At 36.8% G+C, this 21,314-nt stretch carries 19 protein-coding genes; 17 read left to right on the top strand and 2 right to left on the bottom strand.

Annotated features, from left to right (window positions below; translation table 11 throughout):
• Positions 1–196 precede the first annotated feature (196 nt).
• From MHI57_RS13155 to MHI57_RS13145, 3 genes are all read left to right on the top strand, one after another.
• Entirely contained in the window at positions 197–610 is a 414-nt protein-coding gene (locus tag MHI57_RS13155; protein ID WP_340976746.1) for a hypothetical protein, read from the top strand.
• The gene (locus MHI57_RS13150) at positions 604–870 is read left to right on the top strand and encodes a hypothetical protein (protein WP_340976744.1); all 267 of its coding nucleotides are present in this window, start codon (positions 604–606) and stop codon (positions 868–870) included. Before MHI57_RS13155 ends, MHI57_RS13150 begins: the two co-directional genes overlap by 7 nt.
• 405 nt (positions 871–1,275) lie before the next feature.
• Positions 1,276–4,470: a fibronectin type III domain-containing protein gene (locus MHI57_RS13145; protein WP_340976743.1), complete on the top strand. Its 3,195-nt coding sequence runs from the start codon at positions 1,276–1,278 to the stop codon at positions 4,468–4,470.
• Between the two features lie 364 nt (positions 4,471–4,834).
• On the opposite strand, the gene MHI57_RS13140 is transcribed toward MHI57_RS13145, so the two are convergent.
• Positions 4,835–5,260 carry a hypothetical protein gene (locus MHI57_RS13140; protein WP_307316272.1) on the bottom strand — a complete coding sequence of 142 codons (426 nt, stop codon included), beginning with the start codon at positions 5,258–5,260 and terminating at the stop codon, positions 4,835–4,837.
• A gap of 315 nt (positions 5,261–5,575) precedes the next feature.
• Here MHI57_RS13140 and MHI57_RS13135 point away from each other — a divergent pair, with 315 nt between their 5' ends.
• The 6 genes from MHI57_RS13135 (at position 5,576) to MHI57_RS13110 (ending at position 11,955) form a co-directional block, all read left to right on the top strand.
• Entirely contained in the window at positions 5,576–6,271 is a 696-nt protein-coding gene (locus MHI57_RS13135) for a response regulator transcription factor (RefSeq protein ID WP_307316269.1), read from the top strand.
• A complete protein-coding gene (locus MHI57_RS13130) occupies positions 6,268–7,650 on the top strand; it encodes a sensor histidine kinase (protein ID WP_224936700.1) in 1,383 nt (460 codons plus the stop codon). Before MHI57_RS13135 ends, MHI57_RS13130 begins: the two co-directional genes overlap by 4 nt.
• A gap of 77 nt (positions 7,651–7,727) precedes the next feature.
• Positions 7,728–8,468: a PepSY domain-containing protein gene (locus MHI57_RS13125; protein WP_224936699.1), complete on the top strand. Its 741-nt coding sequence runs from the start codon at positions 7,728–7,730 to the stop codon at positions 8,466–8,468.
• A 97-nt stretch (positions 8,469–8,565) separates the two neighbouring features.
• A complete protein-coding gene (locus MHI57_RS13120) occupies positions 8,566–9,105 on the top strand; it encodes a PepSY domain-containing protein (RefSeq protein ID WP_322909805.1) in 540 nt (179 codons plus the stop codon).
• 232 nt (positions 9,106–9,337) lie between these two features.
• Complete coding sequence (locus MHI57_RS13115) at positions 9,338–10,516, top strand: glycerate kinase family protein (protein ID WP_340976737.1); 1,179 nt, start codon at positions 9,338–9,340, stop codon at positions 10,514–10,516.
• On the top strand, positions 10,513–11,955 hold the full coding sequence (locus tag MHI57_RS13110; RefSeq protein ID WP_340976736.1) for an SLC13 family permease: 1,443 nt from the start codon (positions 10,513–10,515) through the stop codon (positions 11,953–11,955). The genes MHI57_RS13115 and MHI57_RS13110 overlap by 4 nt, the downstream gene beginning before the upstream one ends.
• A gap of 89 nt (positions 11,956–12,044) precedes the next feature.
• Here MHI57_RS13110 and MHI57_RS13105 read toward each other — a convergent pair whose 3' ends face one another.
• A complete protein-coding gene (locus MHI57_RS13105; RefSeq protein ID WP_340976735.1) occupies positions 12,045–12,812 on the bottom strand; it encodes an SGNH/GDSL hydrolase family protein in 768 nt (255 codons plus the stop codon).
• Between the two features lie 222 nt (positions 12,813–13,034).
• Here MHI57_RS13105 and MHI57_RS13100 point away from each other — a divergent pair, with 222 nt between their 5' ends.
• The 8 genes from MHI57_RS13100 (at position 13,035) to MHI57_RS13065 (ending at position 21,305) form a co-directional block, all read left to right on the top strand.
• Positions 13,035–13,787, top strand: coding sequence for a YveK family protein (locus MHI57_RS13100; protein WP_340976733.1), 753 nt, complete (start codon positions 13,035–13,037; stop codon positions 13,785–13,787).
• On the top strand, positions 13,762–14,457 hold the full coding sequence (locus MHI57_RS13095; protein WP_340976731.1) for a CpsD/CapB family tyrosine-protein kinase: 696 nt from the start codon (positions 13,762–13,764) through the stop codon (positions 14,455–14,457). The genes MHI57_RS13100 and MHI57_RS13095 overlap by 26 nt, the downstream gene beginning before the upstream one ends.
• Positions 14,458–14,555: 98 nt before the next feature.
• The gene (locus MHI57_RS13090) at positions 14,556–15,317 is read left to right on the top strand and encodes a tyrosine-protein phosphatase (protein ID WP_340976729.1); all 762 of its coding nucleotides are present in this window, start codon (positions 14,556–14,558) and stop codon (positions 15,315–15,317) included.
• Between the two features lie 196 nt (positions 15,318–15,513).
• Positions 15,514–17,334 (top strand): polysaccharide biosynthesis protein, encoded by a 1,821-nt coding sequence (locus MHI57_RS13085; protein WP_340976727.1) that lies wholly within the window; start codon positions 15,514–15,516, stop codon positions 17,332–17,334.
• Positions 17,335–17,350: 16 nt separating this feature from the next.
• A complete protein-coding gene (galU, locus tag MHI57_RS13080) occupies positions 17,351–18,235 on the top strand; it encodes a UTP--glucose-1-phosphate uridylyltransferase GalU (RefSeq protein WP_289434812.1) in 885 nt (294 codons plus the stop codon).
• 475 nt (positions 18,236–18,710) lie between these two features.
• The gene (locus MHI57_RS13075; protein WP_340976725.1) at positions 18,711–19,928 is read left to right on the top strand and encodes a DegT/DnrJ/EryC1/StrS family aminotransferase; all 1,218 of its coding nucleotides are present in this window, start codon (positions 18,711–18,713) and stop codon (positions 19,926–19,928) included.
• A 13-nt stretch (positions 19,929–19,941) separates the two neighbouring features.
• On the top strand, positions 19,942–20,571 hold the full coding sequence (locus MHI57_RS13070; protein WP_340976723.1) for a sugar transferase: 630 nt from the start codon (positions 19,942–19,944) through the stop codon (positions 20,569–20,571).
• An 8-nt stretch (positions 20,572–20,579) separates the two neighbouring features.
• Positions 20,580–21,305, top strand: a complete 726-nt coding sequence (locus MHI57_RS13065) for a GNAT family N-acetyltransferase (protein WP_340976721.1) — start codon at positions 20,580–20,582, stop codon at positions 21,303–21,305.
• The last annotated feature ends 9 nt before the right edge of the window (positions 21,306–21,314 follow it).

Genomic DNA, 21,314 nt, shown 5'->3' with positions numbered 1-21,314 from the left:
TAATAACATGGGGGTGTAGTGGAAAAGAGAGGGGTGCTGCGTTGAGGGGGGGTTTTGTGGAAATGTACTAAAAACCGGAGAGAGCAAGAAAATATGGTAGGGTACGGCGGGAAGCGAACCAAAAATCGGAGTGAGCAAGAAAAGAATGGTAGGGAACGGCGAGAAATGTACCAAAAAACGGAGAGAGCCGAACAATATGGTAGGATTCGTCGAGAAACGAACCAAAAACCGGGGTGAGCAAGAAAAGATGGTAGGGAACGGTGAGAAGCGAACCAAAAATCGGAGTGAGCAGAAAAATATGGTAGGATTCGTCGAGAAACGAACCAAAAACCGGGGTGAGCAAGAAAAGATGGTAGGGTACGGCGGAAAGCGTACCAAAAACCGGAGAGAGCAAGAAAAGATGGTAGGAAACGTCGAGAAGCGTACCAAAAATCAGAGTGATCCGAAAAATATGGTAGGAAACGCCGAGAAATGTGCCAAAAATCAGAGTGAGCAAGAAAATATCGTAGGGAAAGACGAGAAGCGAACCAAAAACCAGAGAGAGCATGAAAAGTTGGTAGGAAACAGCGAGAAGCGTACCAAAACTGGGGTGAGCAAGAAAAGATGGTAGGGAAAGACGAGAAGCGAACCAAAAACCAGAGCGAGCCAAAAAATATGGAAGGAAAAGCCGAGAAGCGTACCAAAAATCAGAGTGAGCAAGAAAAGATGGAAGGAAACAGCGAGAAGCATACCAAAAACCGGAGCAAGCAAGAAGAAATGGTAGGGTACGACGAGAAGCGAACCAAAAACCAGAGTGAGCAAGAAAAAATGGTAGGAAAAGCCGAGAAACATACCAAAAATCAAAGTAAGCCAAAAAAAATGGTAGGATAACGGACAGAATCGCCTCAACAGAGCTTATCCCAATGGCTACCAACCCGATCCACGATTCTCCTTTCTCGAGGAGTTACCTTTCAAAAAAATTTATCACTCCTATAACCCCCCAACCGATCAAATCTTCGGGAGAGATAAGCAGCACATGCCGTGACTACATCGTAAATCAACGATCAAAACATCCTCTGACGTATCCCGCGCAATCGCTTATCAAACAAGTACTCCGGTGATTGGGATAGCAACCAAGCCTAGTCAAGTTTCGACAAAAACCTTTATTTTCCTCAAGGGATGATGTCGAAAAATATTTTATCGTAAGTATCTATACAAGCCCATCTATTCGTTATATGATACATCTGTATTGAAAGGAATATATTTCTAAAAATAGAGAGAATAGGGGAATTGGAAATGAAAAAAGCTATCCATCTACTTTTATCCATGATGCTCGTTTTTTCTTTCATCCCTGCATCCGTTCTAGCGGAGACAGAGAGTACGGAGGAAACACCGACTTCACCAGGAACAACTGATGTGGAAAAACCATTAGATATTCAATTGCAAAATCCAGAATATATTGATGGGCAAGTGAAATTGAAATGGCGAGTGAAATATGAAGAATCTGCAAATGAGAATGCAGAATTGTTCACCCTCGTTAAAAACGGAGAACGTTCGGTTCTTGCCAGCCAACCAGAAATGAGTCAAGAACAAACTGGGGAAGATGGCGTTTATCGTATATATGAATTGATTGATTCTGAGGTGAAACCTGGAGATACAGTGACTTATGCGATTGCGCAAGGTAAGGCGCAAAGTAACGAAACAACGTTAACGGTTGAAATGCCGGTTGTAGAAGAGGAAGCTAGCGAAGAGTCACCAAAAGAAGATGAAACAGTTGTTGAGGAAGAAGAACAAGTTGCGGATGAAGAAGCAGCAGTAAAAGATGAAACTGTCCCTTCCTTAAATATTGTTGCTCATAAGATAACTGATACAACAGCTGACATTTCGTGGAGTTTAGTGGATGTTGATGAATTTAGATTATACGTTGATGGCAATTTAAAAGAAGTCGTTTCACCAAATAAAACAACCTATGCATTAACGAAATTAGCCCCTGCTACTACATATAAAGTGAAAGTAGAAGGTGTTCAAAAGGGTAGTGTAGTATCTTCAGCAGAGGTAGAAGTAACAACATCGGCAGTACCTACAGGAGAAGTTATTCCATTCGAAGACAGTACCCTTGAGCAAGCAATTAAAGATGAATTAGGGTTAAAGCGCGCTATTTATCAAGCTGACTTAGACCGTTTAACCAGTCTATCAATCTCGAATTTATGGGTAACATCTATTGAAGGATTACAATTTGCGACAAATTTAGAAACATTGCATCTCGGTTATAATGACATTGCTGATTTAACACCAATCAAAGCATTAACAAAGTTAAAAGACCTTGATGTCACAGGATTAGCTATTAAAGATACAAGTATTTTTAGTAAAAGTTTAGTGGAATTAAATATCTCTCATACTTCACTAGCCAACCTGGATTTCCTAAAAAAATTAACGAATCTTCAAACAGTTTATGCTTATGGTCTGCCTTGGATTGGTGAAAATGCTGGGGCACAAGCTGTACTGAAAGATTTAACTGCAAAAGGCGTAACCGTGTACAGCAATGAAGCAGATGATGTAAATATGATGGTAGAGCGTGGATTTGTCAATGAATCAAGTATCCAAGTGTATTGGAGTTACTGGCCTGAAGCCAATTTCAATTTGTACCCAGATCATTATATTGTTTCTATTGACGGGAAAGAAACGAAAGTATCTGGTTTAGAAGAACATGTATTTAAGAACTTAAAGGCAGATACAACCTATAATATCGTTATTAAGGCTTACGACGGTAAACAATTAATTGGTCGGGCAACAATGGATGTGAAAACGGCAAAATTACCTGAAGGAAAAAAAGTGTCGATTAAGGATAAAGGGTTAAGAGACATGATTAAGATGACTCTTGGCATTAGCCGTGACATATATGAAAGTGATATGAAAAATTTAACTTCACTGTATGTTGATTATGAAGGTGTTCGGAATTTAGCTGGACTAGAGCTGGCTACAAACCTTGGAGAGCTATCGATAACAGGGAACCCAGTCAGTGATCTAACAGCGATTAAAGGCTTGAGTAAGTTATCGGTATTATTTATTGATGACACGAAAGTGAAAGATTTAAAACCATTGTCGGGCTTAACAAACTTGAATATGCTTGTTGCTTCCTACAATCCTGGACTCGATTTATCACCAATACAAGGTTTACCTAACTTACAATCGCTTTCAGCAGATAGCAATGGATATAAGAAGCTCCCTGTTTTGCCAAGTAGCTTAATCGAATTATCACTATATGATAATGAACTAACAAGTCTTAAAGGAATCGAAAAAGCAGCCAATCTGCAATACTTAATCGTATCGGATAATCCAATTAGTGATTTCAAATCACTAGCGAAATTACAGTTACTATTCTTACTTGCAGATTATACAAATATGACGAATCTTGATTGGTTAAATTCTGAGAATGCTCATGTTTTACAAGGTCTTATTATTTCGGGTAATGCTATTACTGACATTACGCCACTTAAGAATGGTAATAATCTATTATTCTTAGCAATGGATGAAACAGCTATTACGGATATTTCGCCATTACTAGATTTACCTTACTTAGCTATTGTCTCTTTCATCTCGGTCCCAACGCTTGACATTTCGGAAGGATCGAAAGCGATGGAAGTGATTAAAGAATTAAGAATGCGCGGTGTGGAAGTTTTCTATGAAGAAGAAATGGGGAACTTAAGCTTTACCTCTTTAACAGCGACGCATGATTCAATCTATGCAGAATGGGAATATATTGGGGAAGAAGAAGTAGCAGATTATGAATTGTATATAGATGGTGAATTAGTAGATACAGTACCTGGAACAGAATCTAGTTATGTATTTACTGGACTATCTCCGGGAACGCCGTATGAAGTTGCTATTGCAGCACTAAATGCGGATGGAGAAGAAATTGAAATTTATTTCGATTATGTATTCACGATTAGTGAAGATCTTTACTTCACAAAAGTAGAAGCAACAGAGGACTCTATTGAAACAGAATGGATATACGATGGTGAAGGAGCAGTCTATGAATATGAAATCTCTCTAAATGGAGAAGAGTATGAAATCGTGGATGCAGATACACTCTCGCATATTTGGACAGAACTTGAGAAAGACACAACATACACTATTGAATTGATGGCCTATGACGAAGAATATGAAATCCTTGGTTATACTTATGCAGAAGCAACAACAACAATAGATGAAGACGGAACGGGCGAGGGCAACACCCCTCCTCCACCAACGAAAAAACCAGACCCAGGCAATGGTAATAAAAAACCAACTGATGGTAAAACACCATCAGATGTCATCAAAGGGAAAAAAGAACAAATGAAATCTGGCGCCAAACCAGAGGAGAAAACAGGTAAGTCTCTACCAAATACGTCAACCAACAGCTATAACTATTTAGCAATGGGTATGACGATCTTACTAGCAGGTACCATCATGTTATTCCTTGCAAGGAAAAAACACCCGTCAGTGAAATGATGAAACAAAGAGTGACCCTAAAATGGTGTCACTCTTTATTAAGTTCCGGCGAACAATGTGAGGAAAATTAGTTTCTATTGTGTTTGTTTTGCTCTAGCCTCTTTACAACCAAACACATGAGCATAAGTTATACCTATACCTTTGGGGAAAAGGTATGGGCAAAGCCAAAATGCGAACAACAGGTATGAAGATGTGCAAGTTACCTAGAAACAATTGGTTTGAATCGGATAGGAAATCATGGCGCGAATTTCCTTAAACTTCTTTCATGCCATAGAAATGTATAAATACTTAAAGAATAACCTCAAAGGGTCCGGTCGACTTTCATTACTTCCACCTGCTATTAGTGTCTTTTCTGTCATTCTTTTTATGGTAATATTTGGTTGAAAACTTCTCCGCCATTACCGTGAATTTTTATCACTTTAAGTCGATTTGTTTTCTTGATGAAGATAGTTTTATATTGTTTTTCACCATTTTGCTCAATAATAAACACGCGTTTACTTCCAGTATCTGATTCTTTTGTGAAGAGATAATCTTGATCACCGATTAGTTCTATGATTTTGCCGTATTCTGGTAATGAAGACAAATCCTTTTCGTTAGAAATCTTATCATTTGCTATGTTTTGTACAGGGACTGAATGGTTACCTGATTTTGAGTTTGCCTCTTTTTCATCAGATGATTGAGACACTTCATGGGTCTTCTCTTTATTCATGTCCGATTCCTCACCGGAATTACTGTTACAAGCAGAGAGGAGCAGTATCCCAGTAATTAGTGCAAGTTGCCATTTATACATGATGCAATTTCATCTCCTGTAAATATAATTTTAATTAACCATAACAAATGCTCCGGTTAAATTCATCCAATAAAAGTCTCAATTCAAAAACAAACGATTGTACTAGATAAGTCCTTTCAAAAAAAGAAAGCTCATATTTAATTGCCTCTTTTAAAAAATGATGAGAAATGAGCCATTTGGCCGTTTAATAAACACGGATTTTAACAGAAACTGGGGTTGAAAGGTATTAATATAAATATATTCATAAAGTAATAGAATCTTAATAAAAAGAATCTACAATCAATCATAAAGTGGATTGTAAAGGGTGGGTATTTAATGGACAAAAAATCAATTCTCGTCATTGAAGATGAAGAAAAAATTGCACGGTTATTAGAATTAGAGCTGGAATATGAAGGATATGAAGTGACAAAAGCGCTTGATGGGTTAGAAGGATTCCATACTTATAAAAGCAAAATATGGGATCTCGTATTATTAGATATTATGCTTCCGGGGATTAGCGGAATAGAGTTGTTAAGAAGAATTAGGGCTAATGATAACCATACACCGGTCATACTTTTAACTGCGAAAAGCTCAGTTGAAGACAAAGTCTCTGGATTAGATTTAGGTGCGAATGATTATATAACAAAGCCTTTTCAAATAGAAGAGTTGCTGGCCAGAGTCCGTGTGGCATTCCGAAATAAAGTCACTGAGGAAGTAGAAAATGAAGAAGATGTGCTTACGATTGCTAATTTAAAAGTGAATGAGAAAACAAGAGAAGTTTTTCGTGGGGATACATCTATTGAATTGACACCGAGGGAGTTTGATTTGCTTGTTTATTTATTGGTAAATAAACGACAAGTACTGAATCGTGATCAAATTGTTGAAGCAGTCTGGGGATATGATTTTATTGGTGATACAAATGTTGTTGATGTTTATATTCGATATATAAGGAAGAAAATTGACGTTGAAAATCTCCCTGCGCTTATCCATACGGTACGAGGTGTAGGTTATGTAATAAGGGAGATGAAATGAAGTTAAAAAACAAAATCAATCTATATACTTCTATCTTGTTCATCATATTACTAATCGTCATGAATATCTCTATTTATTTGCTGTTTAGCAATATGATGATGAATAGTGAACTTGACCGTGGGAAACTGGAATTGGAAAGAAATGCTGCTGAAATCGATCAGTCACTTGCCACGGTACCAATGGACACGTTACTTCGGGCTTATATTCCTATCGACGGTATGGTTCGTATCGTTTATGAGGATAGCCAAAAAGCAGCTAGTACATTTGTGGATCCTTCTTTTAATAAAGAGGCTCATAACATAGAGAAATCATTTAGTTCCTCATTAAATGTCGAGATTAAAGAGGGTGAAACCTCATATACTTTTGGTTCGATTCCGATTATTTTGAGCAATGGTGAAATAGCTAACCTGCAAATCGCCAAAAGCATTGTAAGAACGACAGAAAATTTAAAAGTATTACGGTTGGTTTTAATCATTGTAACCTTAGTTGCGATGATTCCAGTTATTATTTCTAGTAGGTTATTAGGCAACCTTATTATTGCGCCGATTACTTCAATGATTAAGACGATGAGTGAAATTAGAGAAAGTGGGAAATTTAAACGGCTGCCATTAAATAAAGATTCCAATGACGAATTGCATGAAATGGGTACGACTTTTAATCATATGATTGATTTACTCGAGGTCAACTTTGATAAGCAAAAACAATTTGCTTCAAGTGCTTCCCATGAACTAAAAACACCACTAACTGTAATTGAAAGCTATACCAGTCTTTTAAAAAGACGAGGATTGCATGATGAGGAACTTTTTAAAGAATCAATTGAAGCGATTCATTCTGAAGCCATTAGAATGAAAAATTTGACAGAACAACTATTACTCCTAGCACAACATAATCAACAATGGAATATAGAAACAACCAAAATTAGCCTAAGCGACTTTTTGGTAGATTCAGCAAAAGCTTTCCAGAACGGCTACAATCGAAGGATTATTTTTGAAAGTGAAATTGATGGCAATGCGTCCATTTACTCAGATGAACAAAAGTTAAAGCAATTACTTTTTATATTCCTTGATAACGCAAGAAAGTATAGTAATGATGAAATTACAATCACTTTGAGTGAGAATAGTAACGAAGAAATACTTATTCATGTTTCTGACCGTGGAATAGGTATAGATGAGAATGAGCTTCCCAAAATATTTGAACGTTTTTACCGTATTGATAAAGCAAGGTCCAGAAAAACAGGAGGAGTCGGACTTGGACTTTCTTTAGCGAAGGAAATTGCCGACGCTTTAGCCATTGAGATAAAATTACAAAGTGTTGAAAATCTAGGAACAACGGTTACCATGGTGTTTAATAACGAACATAGGAAAACAAAAATTAATTAATCGATCAGTGCTTTCTCATTTTCTTTTAATTTTTTTATTAGATAATAAAGGAAAGGGATATAGAATGGAGGATAATAATGAGAAGAAAAGGGTTATGGATTACTCTTGGGTTAGTTGTCATCGCAACCTTTATTATTATTGTTACATGGCAAGGAGTAACTACTTCTGCGAAAACAATTACTAAAGATGACGCCCTTTCCTTAATTGAGGAAAGGTATAAAGGCAGCAAAGTAACAAATATCGAATTACAACAAAGTGCTTATCACATAAAAATGACGAGAGAAAGCGGAATATATGAAGTTTCTTTAAATGCAGAAAATGGAGATATAATATCTTTAAAGAAACTTGGAGATAACTCAAGTGGCGGTGATGATCGTAATAAAACGATAAAGAATGAAAAGGAAATAGAAAGTATCTTATTACTGTCAAGCGATGATATTTTATCTATTAGTAAAAAAACCGAAAATCAGAAAGATGTTTATGTAGCTAAAGTTCTGGAGAATAAAGAGGAGTATATTGTTAAAGTAGATGCAGTAACAGGTTCAATTGTTTCAAAAGATAAAGCTGAAAAACCTAAAGAAGAAAACCCGGAAGAAGGCAAACAAAAAGAAGAAGATCGTCCAGTGGCTATTTCTAAAGATGAAGCAATTAAAATCGCGTTGGAACATGTAAAAGGGGCAGTCGATGATGATATCGAAATTGAAAATATTGGAGGCCAAACTTATTATCTCATTGAAATTGAAACCGATGATGATAATGAGGCAACCGTACAAGTTCATACTTTAACAGGGAAAGCTACTATTTCATTTGATGATTAATCTTACTTTTTAGCAAATTCTAATGTTACTCACCTCATTCCTTAATCTTACGCGATTATATTATAAGTAATCAGAAGATTAAAGGAGGATATTAATCATGAAAAATAAAATTTTTGTTGGTTTAATCATAACTGGTGTAATTATGGGTGGAGCGGTTGCTGTTGGGGCTACAAATAATGATGAAACAAATGCTACTTCTATCAATACAGAATTAGATGAAAAAGTATCTCAGGCCGGAGAGGCGGATGTCATTGCCATCAGTAAACAAGATGATGGGGAGAATCAATCTGACGATAGGGGATACGATGACGATAACGATGATGTACAGGACGTAAAAGTAGATGCCTCTTCAGGTGATTCTATCCAAAGGGATCAAGGTAATGAAGATGATGATATCGAAAGAGATAGAGACGACGCTAACGATGATGATAAGCAATTAATCAAGCAACGGATCATACAAGAAAAAGATGCGATAGCAATTGCAGAAAAGGCGTCTAACGGTAAAGTGAATGAAATTGAACTGGATGAAGAAGATGGTCTCATTGTTTATGAAATTGAAGCTGATTCCAAAAAAGGCGAAGTGGAAATAGAGATGAATGCAAAAACTGGAGAGATAATAAAAAAAGAGTTGGATTAATGAGGCCTGGCATGTATTTGGTGAGAACCATTTACATGCCTTTTTTATTACGGTTGATTATTTGGGTTCATTCTTATTGATTTCTAATCTAACTATCATAGTTCTTACATAGAGTTCTCATCTTCAAAAACTAGTATAGAAGATAACAAGGAAAGTGAAAAAGCTTAGAAGTGACGGATTTAAATGGAAATGGCTCATTTTCCTAATAAAAAAATGACTTGGAGGCAGTAAAATGAAAATAGTGATTATCCCATCTGGTTTTAAGGAGTGTTTGGAAGCTGAGGAAGTAGCGAGTGCGATTGATAAAGGGATCAGGCGTTTTGATTCCGCTGTGGATACGCATGTTATTCCAATGGTTGATGGTGGAGAAGGTTTTGTCAAAACAATTATTAAAATTAAGAAAGGTGAACTTAAATTTATTGACGCCACAAATCCTGTAGGTGAAAAAGTACAGACATACTTTGGGGTGTATGAGGAAAACAACGTAAAAACAGCCGTAATTGAAATGGCCGCTATTGCTGGGCTTAGAATGGTTCCTCTTCACAAACGTAACCCTTTAAATACTCATACTTATGGTGTAGGAGAATTAATTTTAGCTGCCTTAGAATCAGGAGCGACTCATATTTTATTTGGCTGTGGTGATTCGGGTACATCCGATGGTGGGGCGGGTATGGCACAAGCGTTGGGCGCTAAATTTTTTAATCAAAATCATCAACCAATAGAAATTACGGGAGGGGGCTGCTTAAGTGATATTGCATATATGGATTTAACCAATATAGATCCTAGATTATCTCAAGTACAAATAAATGTCGCGTGTAATTGGCATAATGTACTTTGTGGTCCAAAGGGAGTGGCGCACGTATTTGCACCCCAAAAAGGAGCTTCCTTACTAGAAGTAGAGATATTGGCTAATGGTTTATCGCACTTTGCTAATTTAATAGAGAAGGCTACGGGGCATAATGTGAAAACGCTACCAGGTAGTGGCGCATCTGGGGGATTAGGGGCAGGTTTAGTGGCATTTGCAGGTGCAAAACTATTTCCACGTTATGAAATTATTATGAAATATATTCAAATTGAAGAACATCTAGAAGGTGCTGACCTTGTATTAACTGCGGAAGGGTGTATAGATAGACAGACACCAAACGGAAAGATTCCTGCGGAAGTTGCTAGATTAGCAAAACAATTGGGCATACCGGTGATTGCAATTACTGGGTCCATTGGAAAGGATGCATGGGTAAACTATACAAGTGGGATTGATGCTTATATGAGCATTATTCAGAAGCCAACTTCATTAGAAAAGGCGATGGAAGACGCAGCAAATTTAATTGCTGATTGTGCAGAGGCAGCTGTACGTCAAATTCAGGTTGGCTATCGTATTGCTGAAAGGAAATTGGGCAAAGGTATCATATGAAATCTAATCGTTTACTAGAAAACAAGCAACAATCTACTAAAACATACTTAACTAAGCTGCCAAATGTAACACAAATCATCGTCATTCTTCTCTCATTTGTGTGTTCATTCATTGTTTTCACAGAGAATATAGCTTATGATGCAAAGGTTTCTATGATTGTTTTCATTATTACACTAGCTTTATGGGTATGTACAAAACTTCCTGCCGCCTATGTTGCTTTAGGTGCATTACTATTACTCATTTTATTAAATGGGGCAAATACAGATGTGCTCTATTCATCTCTTTCTTCGGAAATCATTTGGTTGATGATTGGCGCTTTTATTATTGGAGAAGCATTTAGTTCTTCTGGTCTATCTCTTCGAATGACGCGAGTGATCATTCATAAAGCAAAAAACACAAACCAACTATTATTGTATTTGATGTTGTCTCTGTTTCCATTGGCTATCTTTATTCCTTCCACTTCCGGCAGGGCGGTACTCATGTTGCCAATTGTAAGAGAAATAGCGAATCTTGTTAAGAATAAGCAACAAAGAGAAATCATCGCATTGTTCGTACCAGTCATCATTTTAATGACGACCTCTTCGACATTATTAGGAGCAGGTTCACATTTAATCGGGATAGAAATATTAGAGAAGACGACAGGAGATAGTATCTCTTATATAAATTGGTTGATATGGGGGCTCCCTTTTGCCTTGATCATCAGTTTCATCACATATTTTGTTTTTAAATTATTTTTTTCAAAGGAATTAACTGCAGCCCCATTTGACGCGAACAATATCAACAATATATATGAAGTAAAGCCTGTTTCCAAAAAGGAGAAGCAAACCCTTATTCTTTTAACTGTCTTGATTTTGTTGTGGCTAACAGAAGCACTTCATGGATATGAAATAGGTTTGATTACAATTGTAGGTGCCTTTATTTTTATGCTGCCTAAGTATGGCGTCATTACCTGGAAGAAGGGTTTACAGGCTGTATCGTGGAATTTGATTTTATTTGTCGCTGCTGCAACAGCATTAGGTAAGAACCTGGTGGAAACAGGTGCGGTAAGCTGGATAGAGCAGGAAGTATTCAAGCTAATTGGTGCTTTTCCACCTATCCCTGCATGGGGTCTTGTGAGTCTTATCATCCTTATCGCTATTACCAGTCACATTTATATTACCTCTCATACGACAAGGGCTGTAGTGATGGTGCCAGGTATATTAATGCTTAGTATGACACTTAATTTAGAGCCATCCTCCATGCTCTTTTTAAGCTTAGTAGGGATGAACTATTGCTTAACTTTCCCGGTCAGTTCGAAGGCACTATTAGTATACTATGAGCATGACACGATGAGTTATCGTGCCAATATTTTATTAAAGTTAAATATGTTCTTAATGCCGATTTATTTTATATTGATGATTTTGTTTTACTTTACTTATTGGAACTGGACAGGGTTATAAGTGTAAAAAAAGGAGCCTTCATTCGGCTCCTTTTGCATTATATTAGTAAAGCTATAATCATTGAGCGTGAGATGTATATACAGTTTTAATCACTCTTCTGCTATAAAATATTCTCGTAAATATTCTACCCATAGATGATGACCTTGTTCATTCGGGTAGTAATCTTCCTCCAAGTACTCTCGTATGAATGGATCATTAGTATTTGGCCATGCTTCCCAATGGTTAATATAAGTTAATCCTTTTACAGAAGCATACGTTTCTAACGCATCCACTTGCTGCATATATTTTTGCGGTAAATAAAATGGATTGGCAGGCTGCAACATCACGGTTACTTCTGGATTCATTTCTGAAAGTGTTTCTCTCCAGTTGTCGATATTCTCAAGCGGTGCAGTCACGTCCTCATACCAATCATTATCTTTCATTAAGAACGGTTCAATTAATACTAGATCAGGTGATAACCGGACTACTTCATCAATATTAAAGTCACCTGAAAAACGATCAAAATGAACGGTTTCTACCTTCATTGTTTCTTGATAATGTTCGTGTAATTTAGCTGATAACTGCGCAGCCCAACTGTCTTCTTCACCAGTGGTAGAAGTAGAACCAACGAGCACAACGTTATATGGGACGTTGTTTTCTAATGTATTTGCATAAGATTGGATGGCACCTTCTGGCCAATTAGCAGCCATTCCTAAATAGTGTGACTGGTTTGCTTTATCCTCGTTTTGTCTCTCTTTTTCTCCCATACTTACATTCGTATTTCCATTGACGCTTGTTCTTTCCACCCAAGTAACGTGGCTCACCACGATAATTACTAGACTGAGTAATCCAGCTAATATGATGGATATTATTTTCATATAATCACTCCTTTCAACCTATTTAGTCAGAAAAATCAACAAAACATCACAATTTCGAAATAATATACCTAAAAACCTACATTTTTATTGTGGGATACTAGATTATATAGTCAATAGTACCAAAAAATTATAAATTTTTTCCTTAAAAATAACATAATGTAACAAATGTTGCATTTTATATGATATAATCAATTTTGCTTAGTTCTTAACTGGGAGGGTCAAATGGAAGAAACTATTAGTCTAAAAGAACTGTATGATACATTAAAAAAGAGAATCGTCTTAATCCTGTCAATTACTATCGCGGCGGCCCTTATTAGTGGGGTGGTCAGTTACTTTGTATTAACTCCGGTCTATCAATCGTCTACACAAATTTTAGTGAACCAAGCAAAAGATAATCAAGAAATAACAAAAAGTGATTTGGATGGTAATTTACAATTAATTAATACATATAACGTCATCATCAAGAGCCCAGCGATACTAGATATCGTTAAGGAAGAGCTAAACTTAAATGTTTCAACAAGTGCATTAAATGAAAAAATATCCGTCCAAAGTGAACAAAACTCTCAAGTTGTAAAGATCTCAGTGGAGGATGAAAGTGCTGAACAAGCGGCGCTCATTGCAAATAAAACAGCTGAAGTGTTCAGAAGTGAGATACCAGACATTATGAATATAGATAATGTCTCGATTTTAGCCAATGCTGAGGTAACAGAGAATCAATCACCAATCAAACCCAACCCATTATTGAATATTGCCATTGCATTTGTAGTTGGTTTAATGGCTGGTGTGGGTCTAGCGTTTTTACTTGAATATATGGATAACACAATAAAGAATGAAGAAGATATTGAAAAAGCCGTTGGTTTACCGGTCCTTGGATTAGTGGCAAACATTGAAGAAGGAAATGAGAAAGGTAAAGACATTCAAAAAAATCCAAAGACGAGGAGGAGTAACGTTGGCTCTAAAACGGAACAAGCTTAATAATCAGCTGAAACGAAATATCATTACGAAACATCAACCAAAGTCACCGATATCAGAGCAATACCGTACGATTCGAACAAATATTGAATTCTCCTCGCTCGACGAAGATGTTCGTACAATGATGATCACCTCAGCAGGACCAGGGGAAGGAAAGTCGACAACTACTGCTAATCTTGCTGTTGTTTTTGCTCAACAAGGTAAAAGAGTACTTCTTATTGATGCTGATTTAAGAAAACCAACTGTGCAATACACCTTTAATGTCCTGAATACAAGAGGTTTAGCTAATGTTATCTCTCAACAGACGGTCCTTGCAGATGCTGTCCAAGAATCAGAAGTAGAGAATCTCTTTATTCTAACAAGCGGGCCCATTCCACCGAACCCATCGGAGATGCTTGGCTCACGGGCGATGGATCGCGTGATCGCAGAAGCGACAACGCTATTCGACATCGTGATATTTGATACACCACCATTATTAGCTGTAACGGATGCACAAATTCTTTCGAATAAATGTGATGGCACTGTGCTCGTTGCCCAGAGTAAAAAGACTGAGAGAGAACAACTATTAAAAGCGAAGGAACTATTGCAGTCTGCAAAGGGGAAAATCCTCGGGGTTGTTCTAAATAAGATGAATATGAAAAAATCAAATTACTATTATTACTATGGGTCGTAAAAACCACACCCTTTTTACGAGACTATATAAACTATCATTTTGTCATTTTTAATAATCAGTCAATTTATAATATTTGAATTATAAAAAGGAGGAAAGTAATGATTGATATCCATTGCCACATCCTACCCCATTTAGATGATGGCGCACAAACATTTGAAGAATCATACAACATGGCAAAGCAGGCAATAAATGAAGGAATCACTGCAATCATTGCCACACCTCACTATCAAGAGAAGTATAGAAATAACAAACAAAAGATTGTTAGAGAGACATATAATTTAAACGAAAGATTGCAAGCAGAAGATTTCCCGCTGTCTATTCATCCAGGACAAGAGGTGCGGATATTTGGGGAAGTATTACAGGAATGGCAAGAAGGGAAAATTCAAACATTAGCAGACACCAACTATATGTTTATTGAATTTCCGTCGAATCATGTACCAAAATACACAGAAAAATTGTTTTATGACATGCAGCTGGAAGGGCTTATACCCATAATCGTCCACCCAGAACGAAACCAGCAGCTGATTGAACAACCGGAACTATTATATTTCCTAGTTAAAAAGGGAGCACTCACCCAAGTGACCGCCGGAAGTCTCGTCGGCCACTTCGGCAAAAATGTAAAAAAGTTTACGCAGCAAATCATCGAAGCGAATCTCACCCATTTCATCGCTTCTGATGCACACAATACAACAACCAGACCTTTCCATTTCAATAAAGCAATCGACACCCTCGACAAGCTTTACGGAACGGATATTGTCTACCTCTTCACAGAAAATGCCGAGCTACTCCTTAACGGGGAAAACGTTATGAAGGAAATGCCCGAAAAAATCAAGCGTAAGAGGGTATTTGGGTTGTTTTAAATTGAAAATAGGACGGACCTATCTTCTTATCGTGTTTTGCTATGTCTATTATCGGTGAAGCTGTTTGGTTTTTATATAGGTATATAATACTAAAACTTTTACCTTATTAAGAACGGTGTTCACTGATAAATGATTTACATAATAAGTAGGCCCGATCCTAAAGGAAGAAATCATTTAGGTAAGAGGGAGATGGCTAATGACTTATCAAAAAAGGATGACTTTTTGGGTGGCACTTGATTCCATTATTGTGCTATCAGCTATATATATAAGTTATTTTACTTTGCATCCTAGTTTGCAGTTATTAAGTTCTAAATTATTACTCGTAACGTCTATTAGCCTGCTCGTGAGTCATCACGTATTTGCTTTTATTTATAAGTTATATGATAAAGCTTGGGAGTACGCTAGTATCGGAGAGCTACTTGCTATTGTCAGAGCAGTAACCTTCTCCATCGTCGTTACGATTATTCTTCAACAACTGCTAGTAGGTCATGTGGGCTATCGTGCCATGATTATGACTTGGATGTTACATGTCCTCCTGATTGGTGGATCAAGATTTTCTTGGCGTATTTATCGTGATCGATACATTAAGCCACAAAACCAAATGGAACGAGCACTAATTATTGGCGCAGGTGCTGCTGGTACAATGCTTGTTAAACAATTAAAGAATCACCCAGAAACCGGAATATTGCCGGTTGCCTTTATCGATGACAATCGAACGAAATATAAGCTGCAAATACATAATGTGCCTGTCGTTGGTCAGTCTCATCAAATCATCGAAAAGGTAGACACCTTGCTGATTGATAAGATCATAATCGCAATCCCTTCTTTAAAAAAAGAAGAAATGCAAATAATCTTTGATGCGTGTGCACAAACGAGTGCCAAAACCGTTATTATGCCAAGAATTGAAGACATTATGGTAGGTAATCTATCCGTTAATCAATTCCGTGATGTACAAGTGGAGGATTTACTTGGCAGAGATCCAGTGCAATTAGATATGGAGAGCATTTCAAAAAAAATAACCAATAAAGTCGTGCTCGTTACGGGTGCAGGTGGTTCCATTGGCTCTGAAGTATCAAGGCAAATATGTAAATTTTCACCAAGTAAAATTCTTCTCCTCGGTCACGGGGAAAACTCGATTTACCAGATTGATATCGAGCTAAGAAAAATGTATGAACAAACAATCGAAATCGTACCGATCATTGCTGATATTCAAGACCGTGATCGCATATTTGAAATCATGGATATATATCAACCTGACGTCGTTTATCATGCAGCTGCACATAAACATGTGCCACTAATGGAATTCAATCCAAAAGAGGCAGTAAAAAATAATATTCTAGGGACGAGAAATGTAGCTGAAGCAGCCGATACTTTTTCCGTAGGCACATTTGTTATGATTTCTTCCGATAAGGCAGTGAATCCAACAAATGTCATGGGCTCAACTAAACGAATTGCCGAGATGATTGTCCAGCAACTCGACCGACAAAGTGATACGAAATTTGTTGCTGTACGATTTGGTAATGTTCTTGGTAGCCGAGGCAGTGTCATTCCATTATTTAAGAAGCAAATTCAACAAGGTGGTCCCGTAACAGTGACACACCCTGATATGACTCGTTACTTTATGACGATTCCTGAAGCATCAAGATTGGTTTTGCAAGCAGGTTCGTTAGCGAAGGGCGGAGAAATCTTCGTTCTTGATATGGGACAACCGGTAAAAATTGTAGACCTTGCCAAAAATTTAATCCAACTATCCGGATATAATATTGAGGATATAGGGATCCGTTATACAGGAATCCGCCCTGGTGAAAAAATGTATGAAGAACTACTAGGCGAGAAAGAAGTGCATGATGAGGCCGTTTTCCCAAAAATTTTCATTGGCAAAGCCATCTTAGAACAAGAGAACGAAATTCAATATCTAATCAGTGAATTTACAAAAATGAACCAGCAAGAAATCAGCGAGTTTGTCGTGAATCTAGCTAATCGTAGAAAGAATAAAATGTTATCTCTAGTCGAATAAATGAGGAGTGGTAGAAATGAAAAAAGTAAAAAAAGCGATTATCCCTGCAGCAGGCTTAGGAACAAGATTTCTACCTGTCACAAAAGCGATGCCAAAAGAAATGCTACCAATTGTTGATAAACCAACGATTCAATACATCGTCGAAGAAGCGGTAGCATCAGGTATTGAAGATATCATTATTGTCACAGGAAAAGGAAAAAGAGCAATCGAGGATCACTTCGACCATTCCTATGAACTAGAAGAAAACTTGTTACAGAAGCAAAAATTCGACTTGCTCGAAAAAGTGAAAGAGCCTTCGAAAGTCGATATTCACTATATTCGCCAAAAAGAACCGAAAGGGCTAGGACATGCTGTTTGGTGTGCCCGCAAATTCATCGGCGACGAACCATTTGCCGTCCTTCTTGGTGACGATATTGTTGAAGCAGAAACACCATGTCTGAAACAGCTCATCAATGAATACGATCAAACCCTTTCCTCCATCATCGGTGTGCAAACTGTCCCAATGGAAGAAACGCATCGTTATGGCATTATTGACCCAGCGATACAAAGCAATCGTCGCTACCAAGTTAATCACTTTGTTGAAAAACCAGCAGAAGGAACGGCTCCTTCTAATCTAGCAATCATGGGAAGATACGTGCTCACGCCAGAAATCTTCCTGTTCCTTGAAAAACAACAACGAGGAGCAGGCGGTGAAATCCAACTAACCGACGCCATCCAGGAATTAAATCAAATCCAACGCGTCTTCGCCTACGACTTCGAAGGCAGGCGCCATGACGTCGGCGAAAAACTCGGATTCATCAAAACAACCATCGAAATGGCACTCAAAAACAAAGCACTACAACCAGAACTACTAACCTTCCTAGACGAAATAATAAACGAACACAAAAACAGCACTATATAATAGTAGATTCTCGGATTTTTTCACAAAAAATCGATTAAAGAAACGAAAAAGGTGATGTCTTCTAACCTTTATCAATGAAGGCACTCGGTTATGCTGTGGGTTTTGGATAGACCTTAGACACTTGGTTGTCGGTAGTGTGGTGTGAGGTGGGGTTGGATGCCCTGTTATTTATATGAAGTAACGAATTATATGAAATGAATTGTTATTACTGATAGAGTTTAAAGCGTTTGGGAGTTACATTATGGTTTACTAGTTATTTGTGATGTTAGAAATACGAGCACTTAGGGCAATTTCGCTGTAACTGCTTCTTTGTATTTAGGATGAAAATAAAATACGAGGTGGCTATCAGATAATAGATAACAAACTTTAGTACGTTAGTAGTTGATTGAAAAGGGAGATTCATAGATTTCTATTAAGTCCTAACATACTAAATAATAAGCTTTGATAAAAATTTGAATAAAGCGAGGCTATTAAAATGCTTGATACCCAATTAAGAAATATACCATTTTCTCCACCGGATATCACGGATGCGGAGATTGAAGAAGTTATAAAAGCAATGAAGTCTGGTTGGATTACAACTGGACCAAGAACTAAAGAGCTTGAAAAAAGAATAGCTGAATATGTAGGCGTTAATAAAGCTGTCTGCTTAAATTCTGCAACAGCTTCTATGGAGCTTACACTTCGTATCTTAGGAATAGGGCCGGGAGATGAAGTAATCACCTCAGCTTATACATATACAGCATCTGCATCTGTAATAGAGCATGTTGGGGCTAAAATAGTATTAGTTGATACTGCGCCAGATTCTTTTGAAATGGATTACTCTAAATTAGCAGAAGCAATAACAGAAAAGACTAAAGCGATAATTCCTGTAGATATCGCAGGCAAGATGTGTGATTACGATACTATCTTTGAAATAGTAGAAAGCAAGAAGCAATTATTCAAACCTAATAATGAACTACAGTGGCTTTTTAATAGAGTAATTGTTATGACGGATGCTGCTCATGCTTTTGGTGCGGAGAGAAAAGGGATGAAATGTGGGCAGGTTGCTGATTTTACTTGCTTCTCTTTCCATGCCGTCAAGAATTTCACAACGGCTGAGGGTGGAGCTGTTGTATGGAGTAATAATCGTGGTTTAGATGATGAATGGCTTTATAAGCAGTTCATGCTGTATAGTCTTCATGGTCAATCAAAAGATGCACTTGCCAAAACTCAAAAAGGTTCATGGGAATATGATATTGTTTATCCTGCTTATAAATGTAATATGACTGATATTATGGCTAGTATTGGTTTAATACAGTTAGATAGATATGAAGGATTGTTGGAAAGACGTAGAGAGATTATTGGGATGTATGATAGAGTACTTCGTCCACTAGGTATTAAAAGCTTAGAGCATTACGGGGATGACTTTACTTCTTCAGGTCATCTTTATTTAATAAGAATTCCTGAAATCAGTGAAAAAAAGAGAAATGAAGTTATTATTAAGATGGCTGATTTGGGTATTTCCTGTAATGTTCACTATAAGCCATTGCCTTTGTTTACGGCTTATAGGAATTTAGGATTTGATATTAAGGATTATTCGAATGCTTATAAGCAATATGTAAATGAAATTACGCTTCCACTTCATACTTTATTGAGTGGTGGAGATGTGGAGTATGTTGTAGAGAATCTAAGAGAAGTATTAAATGAACTTTAAGGTGGGTTACTAGATGTATAAGAAATTATTCAAAAGAATCATTGATTTATTATTAGCTTTAGTAGCCTTACCATTTTGGTTAATTATTCTATTAATTATAGGCCCAATTATTTACTTTCAAGATAAAGGTTCAATTTTTTATAATGCCCCTCGTCTTGGTAAGGATGGAAAAGTATTTAAAATGTATAAGTTTCGTTCTATGAAAATGAATGCTCCTGACCTTAGAAATGAAGATGGTTCAACTTTTAATGCAGAAGATGACCCTAGGTTAACGAAGATTGGAAAGTTTATACGCAAAACAAGCCTTGATGAAACACCACAGCTGTTAAATATTATTAAGGGTGATATGAGTATTATTGGTCCCAGACCAGATTTACCAGAACATCGTGAATTATATGAGGGTAACGAGGAAAGGAAGCTTGAAATTAGACCTGGTGTTACAGGATATAATCAAGCTTACTTTAGAAACACGGTTCCTTGGAAAGAAAGAATCCAAAATGATATTTACTATATTGATAATCTCTCTTGGTGGCTAGATATTAAGATATTTTTCAAGACATCTATATCGGTTTTGAAGCGTGAAGATGTTTTTGTTACCGAAAAAAATACTAATTCAAACAAAAATACAGGTGTAGGGATGTAGGGGATCTTATGGAAAATATAGAAGATGCAGTGACCTTTCATGAATTAAAGTGGGACACAGAGTTTTTTGGTGTCACTAGTGCTAAAGTTACTATGCATAGACCTCTTAAATTGAAAGAATGGGAAGAATTAAAAATAAGGTTTAAAGATTATCAGTTTATTTCAATCATTAATAAAAACTCTGAACCTATTAATGCGCAGTTAATTGGAAAAGAAACATCAGCCTTTTTGGCAGATGTAAATATACAGTTTGCGAAAAGGATAGTAGGTATAAATGAAATACCAGAAAACGTATCAATTTACCAAGCGATGGAAAGAAATGACCAAATCATTGAAATAGCTGATTTTCAATTCTCGAAATTTACAGAAGACCCTGAATTGGCTAAACGAAATGGGAGTCTAGTCTATCAACAATGGCTTATCAACTCTTTTGGAAAGACTGAAAAGTTTTATGCATTATCTAAGGATGAAGTTGGATGTGTAAATGGATTTCTATTATTTTCAAAATCAGATAATGCATGTGTAATTGAGCTAATTGCTGTGTCTCAAAAGGAGACTAAAGGTGGCATTGGCACTAGCCTATTTAAGGCAGTAGAATATGAAGCTCATCAACAAGGTATGAAAGAAATTAAAGTTGGTACCCAAGTACGAAACTTTGGTGCAATTAATTTTTATCATAAAGTTGGCTGTAAACAGATAGAGTGTCATCAAGTTTATCATTTGTGGAATTCATAAAATATGTGA

The organism is Cytobacillus sp. FSL K6-0129, assembly GCF_038007625.1.
In the GTDB taxonomy this organism is placed as follows: domain Bacteria; phylum Bacillota; class Bacilli; order Bacillales; family Cytobacillaceae; genus Cytobacillus; species Cytobacillus kochii.
The sequence above is the reverse complement of the archived record's forward strand: the minus strand, read 5'-3'. Positions and strand labels throughout refer to the sequence as shown.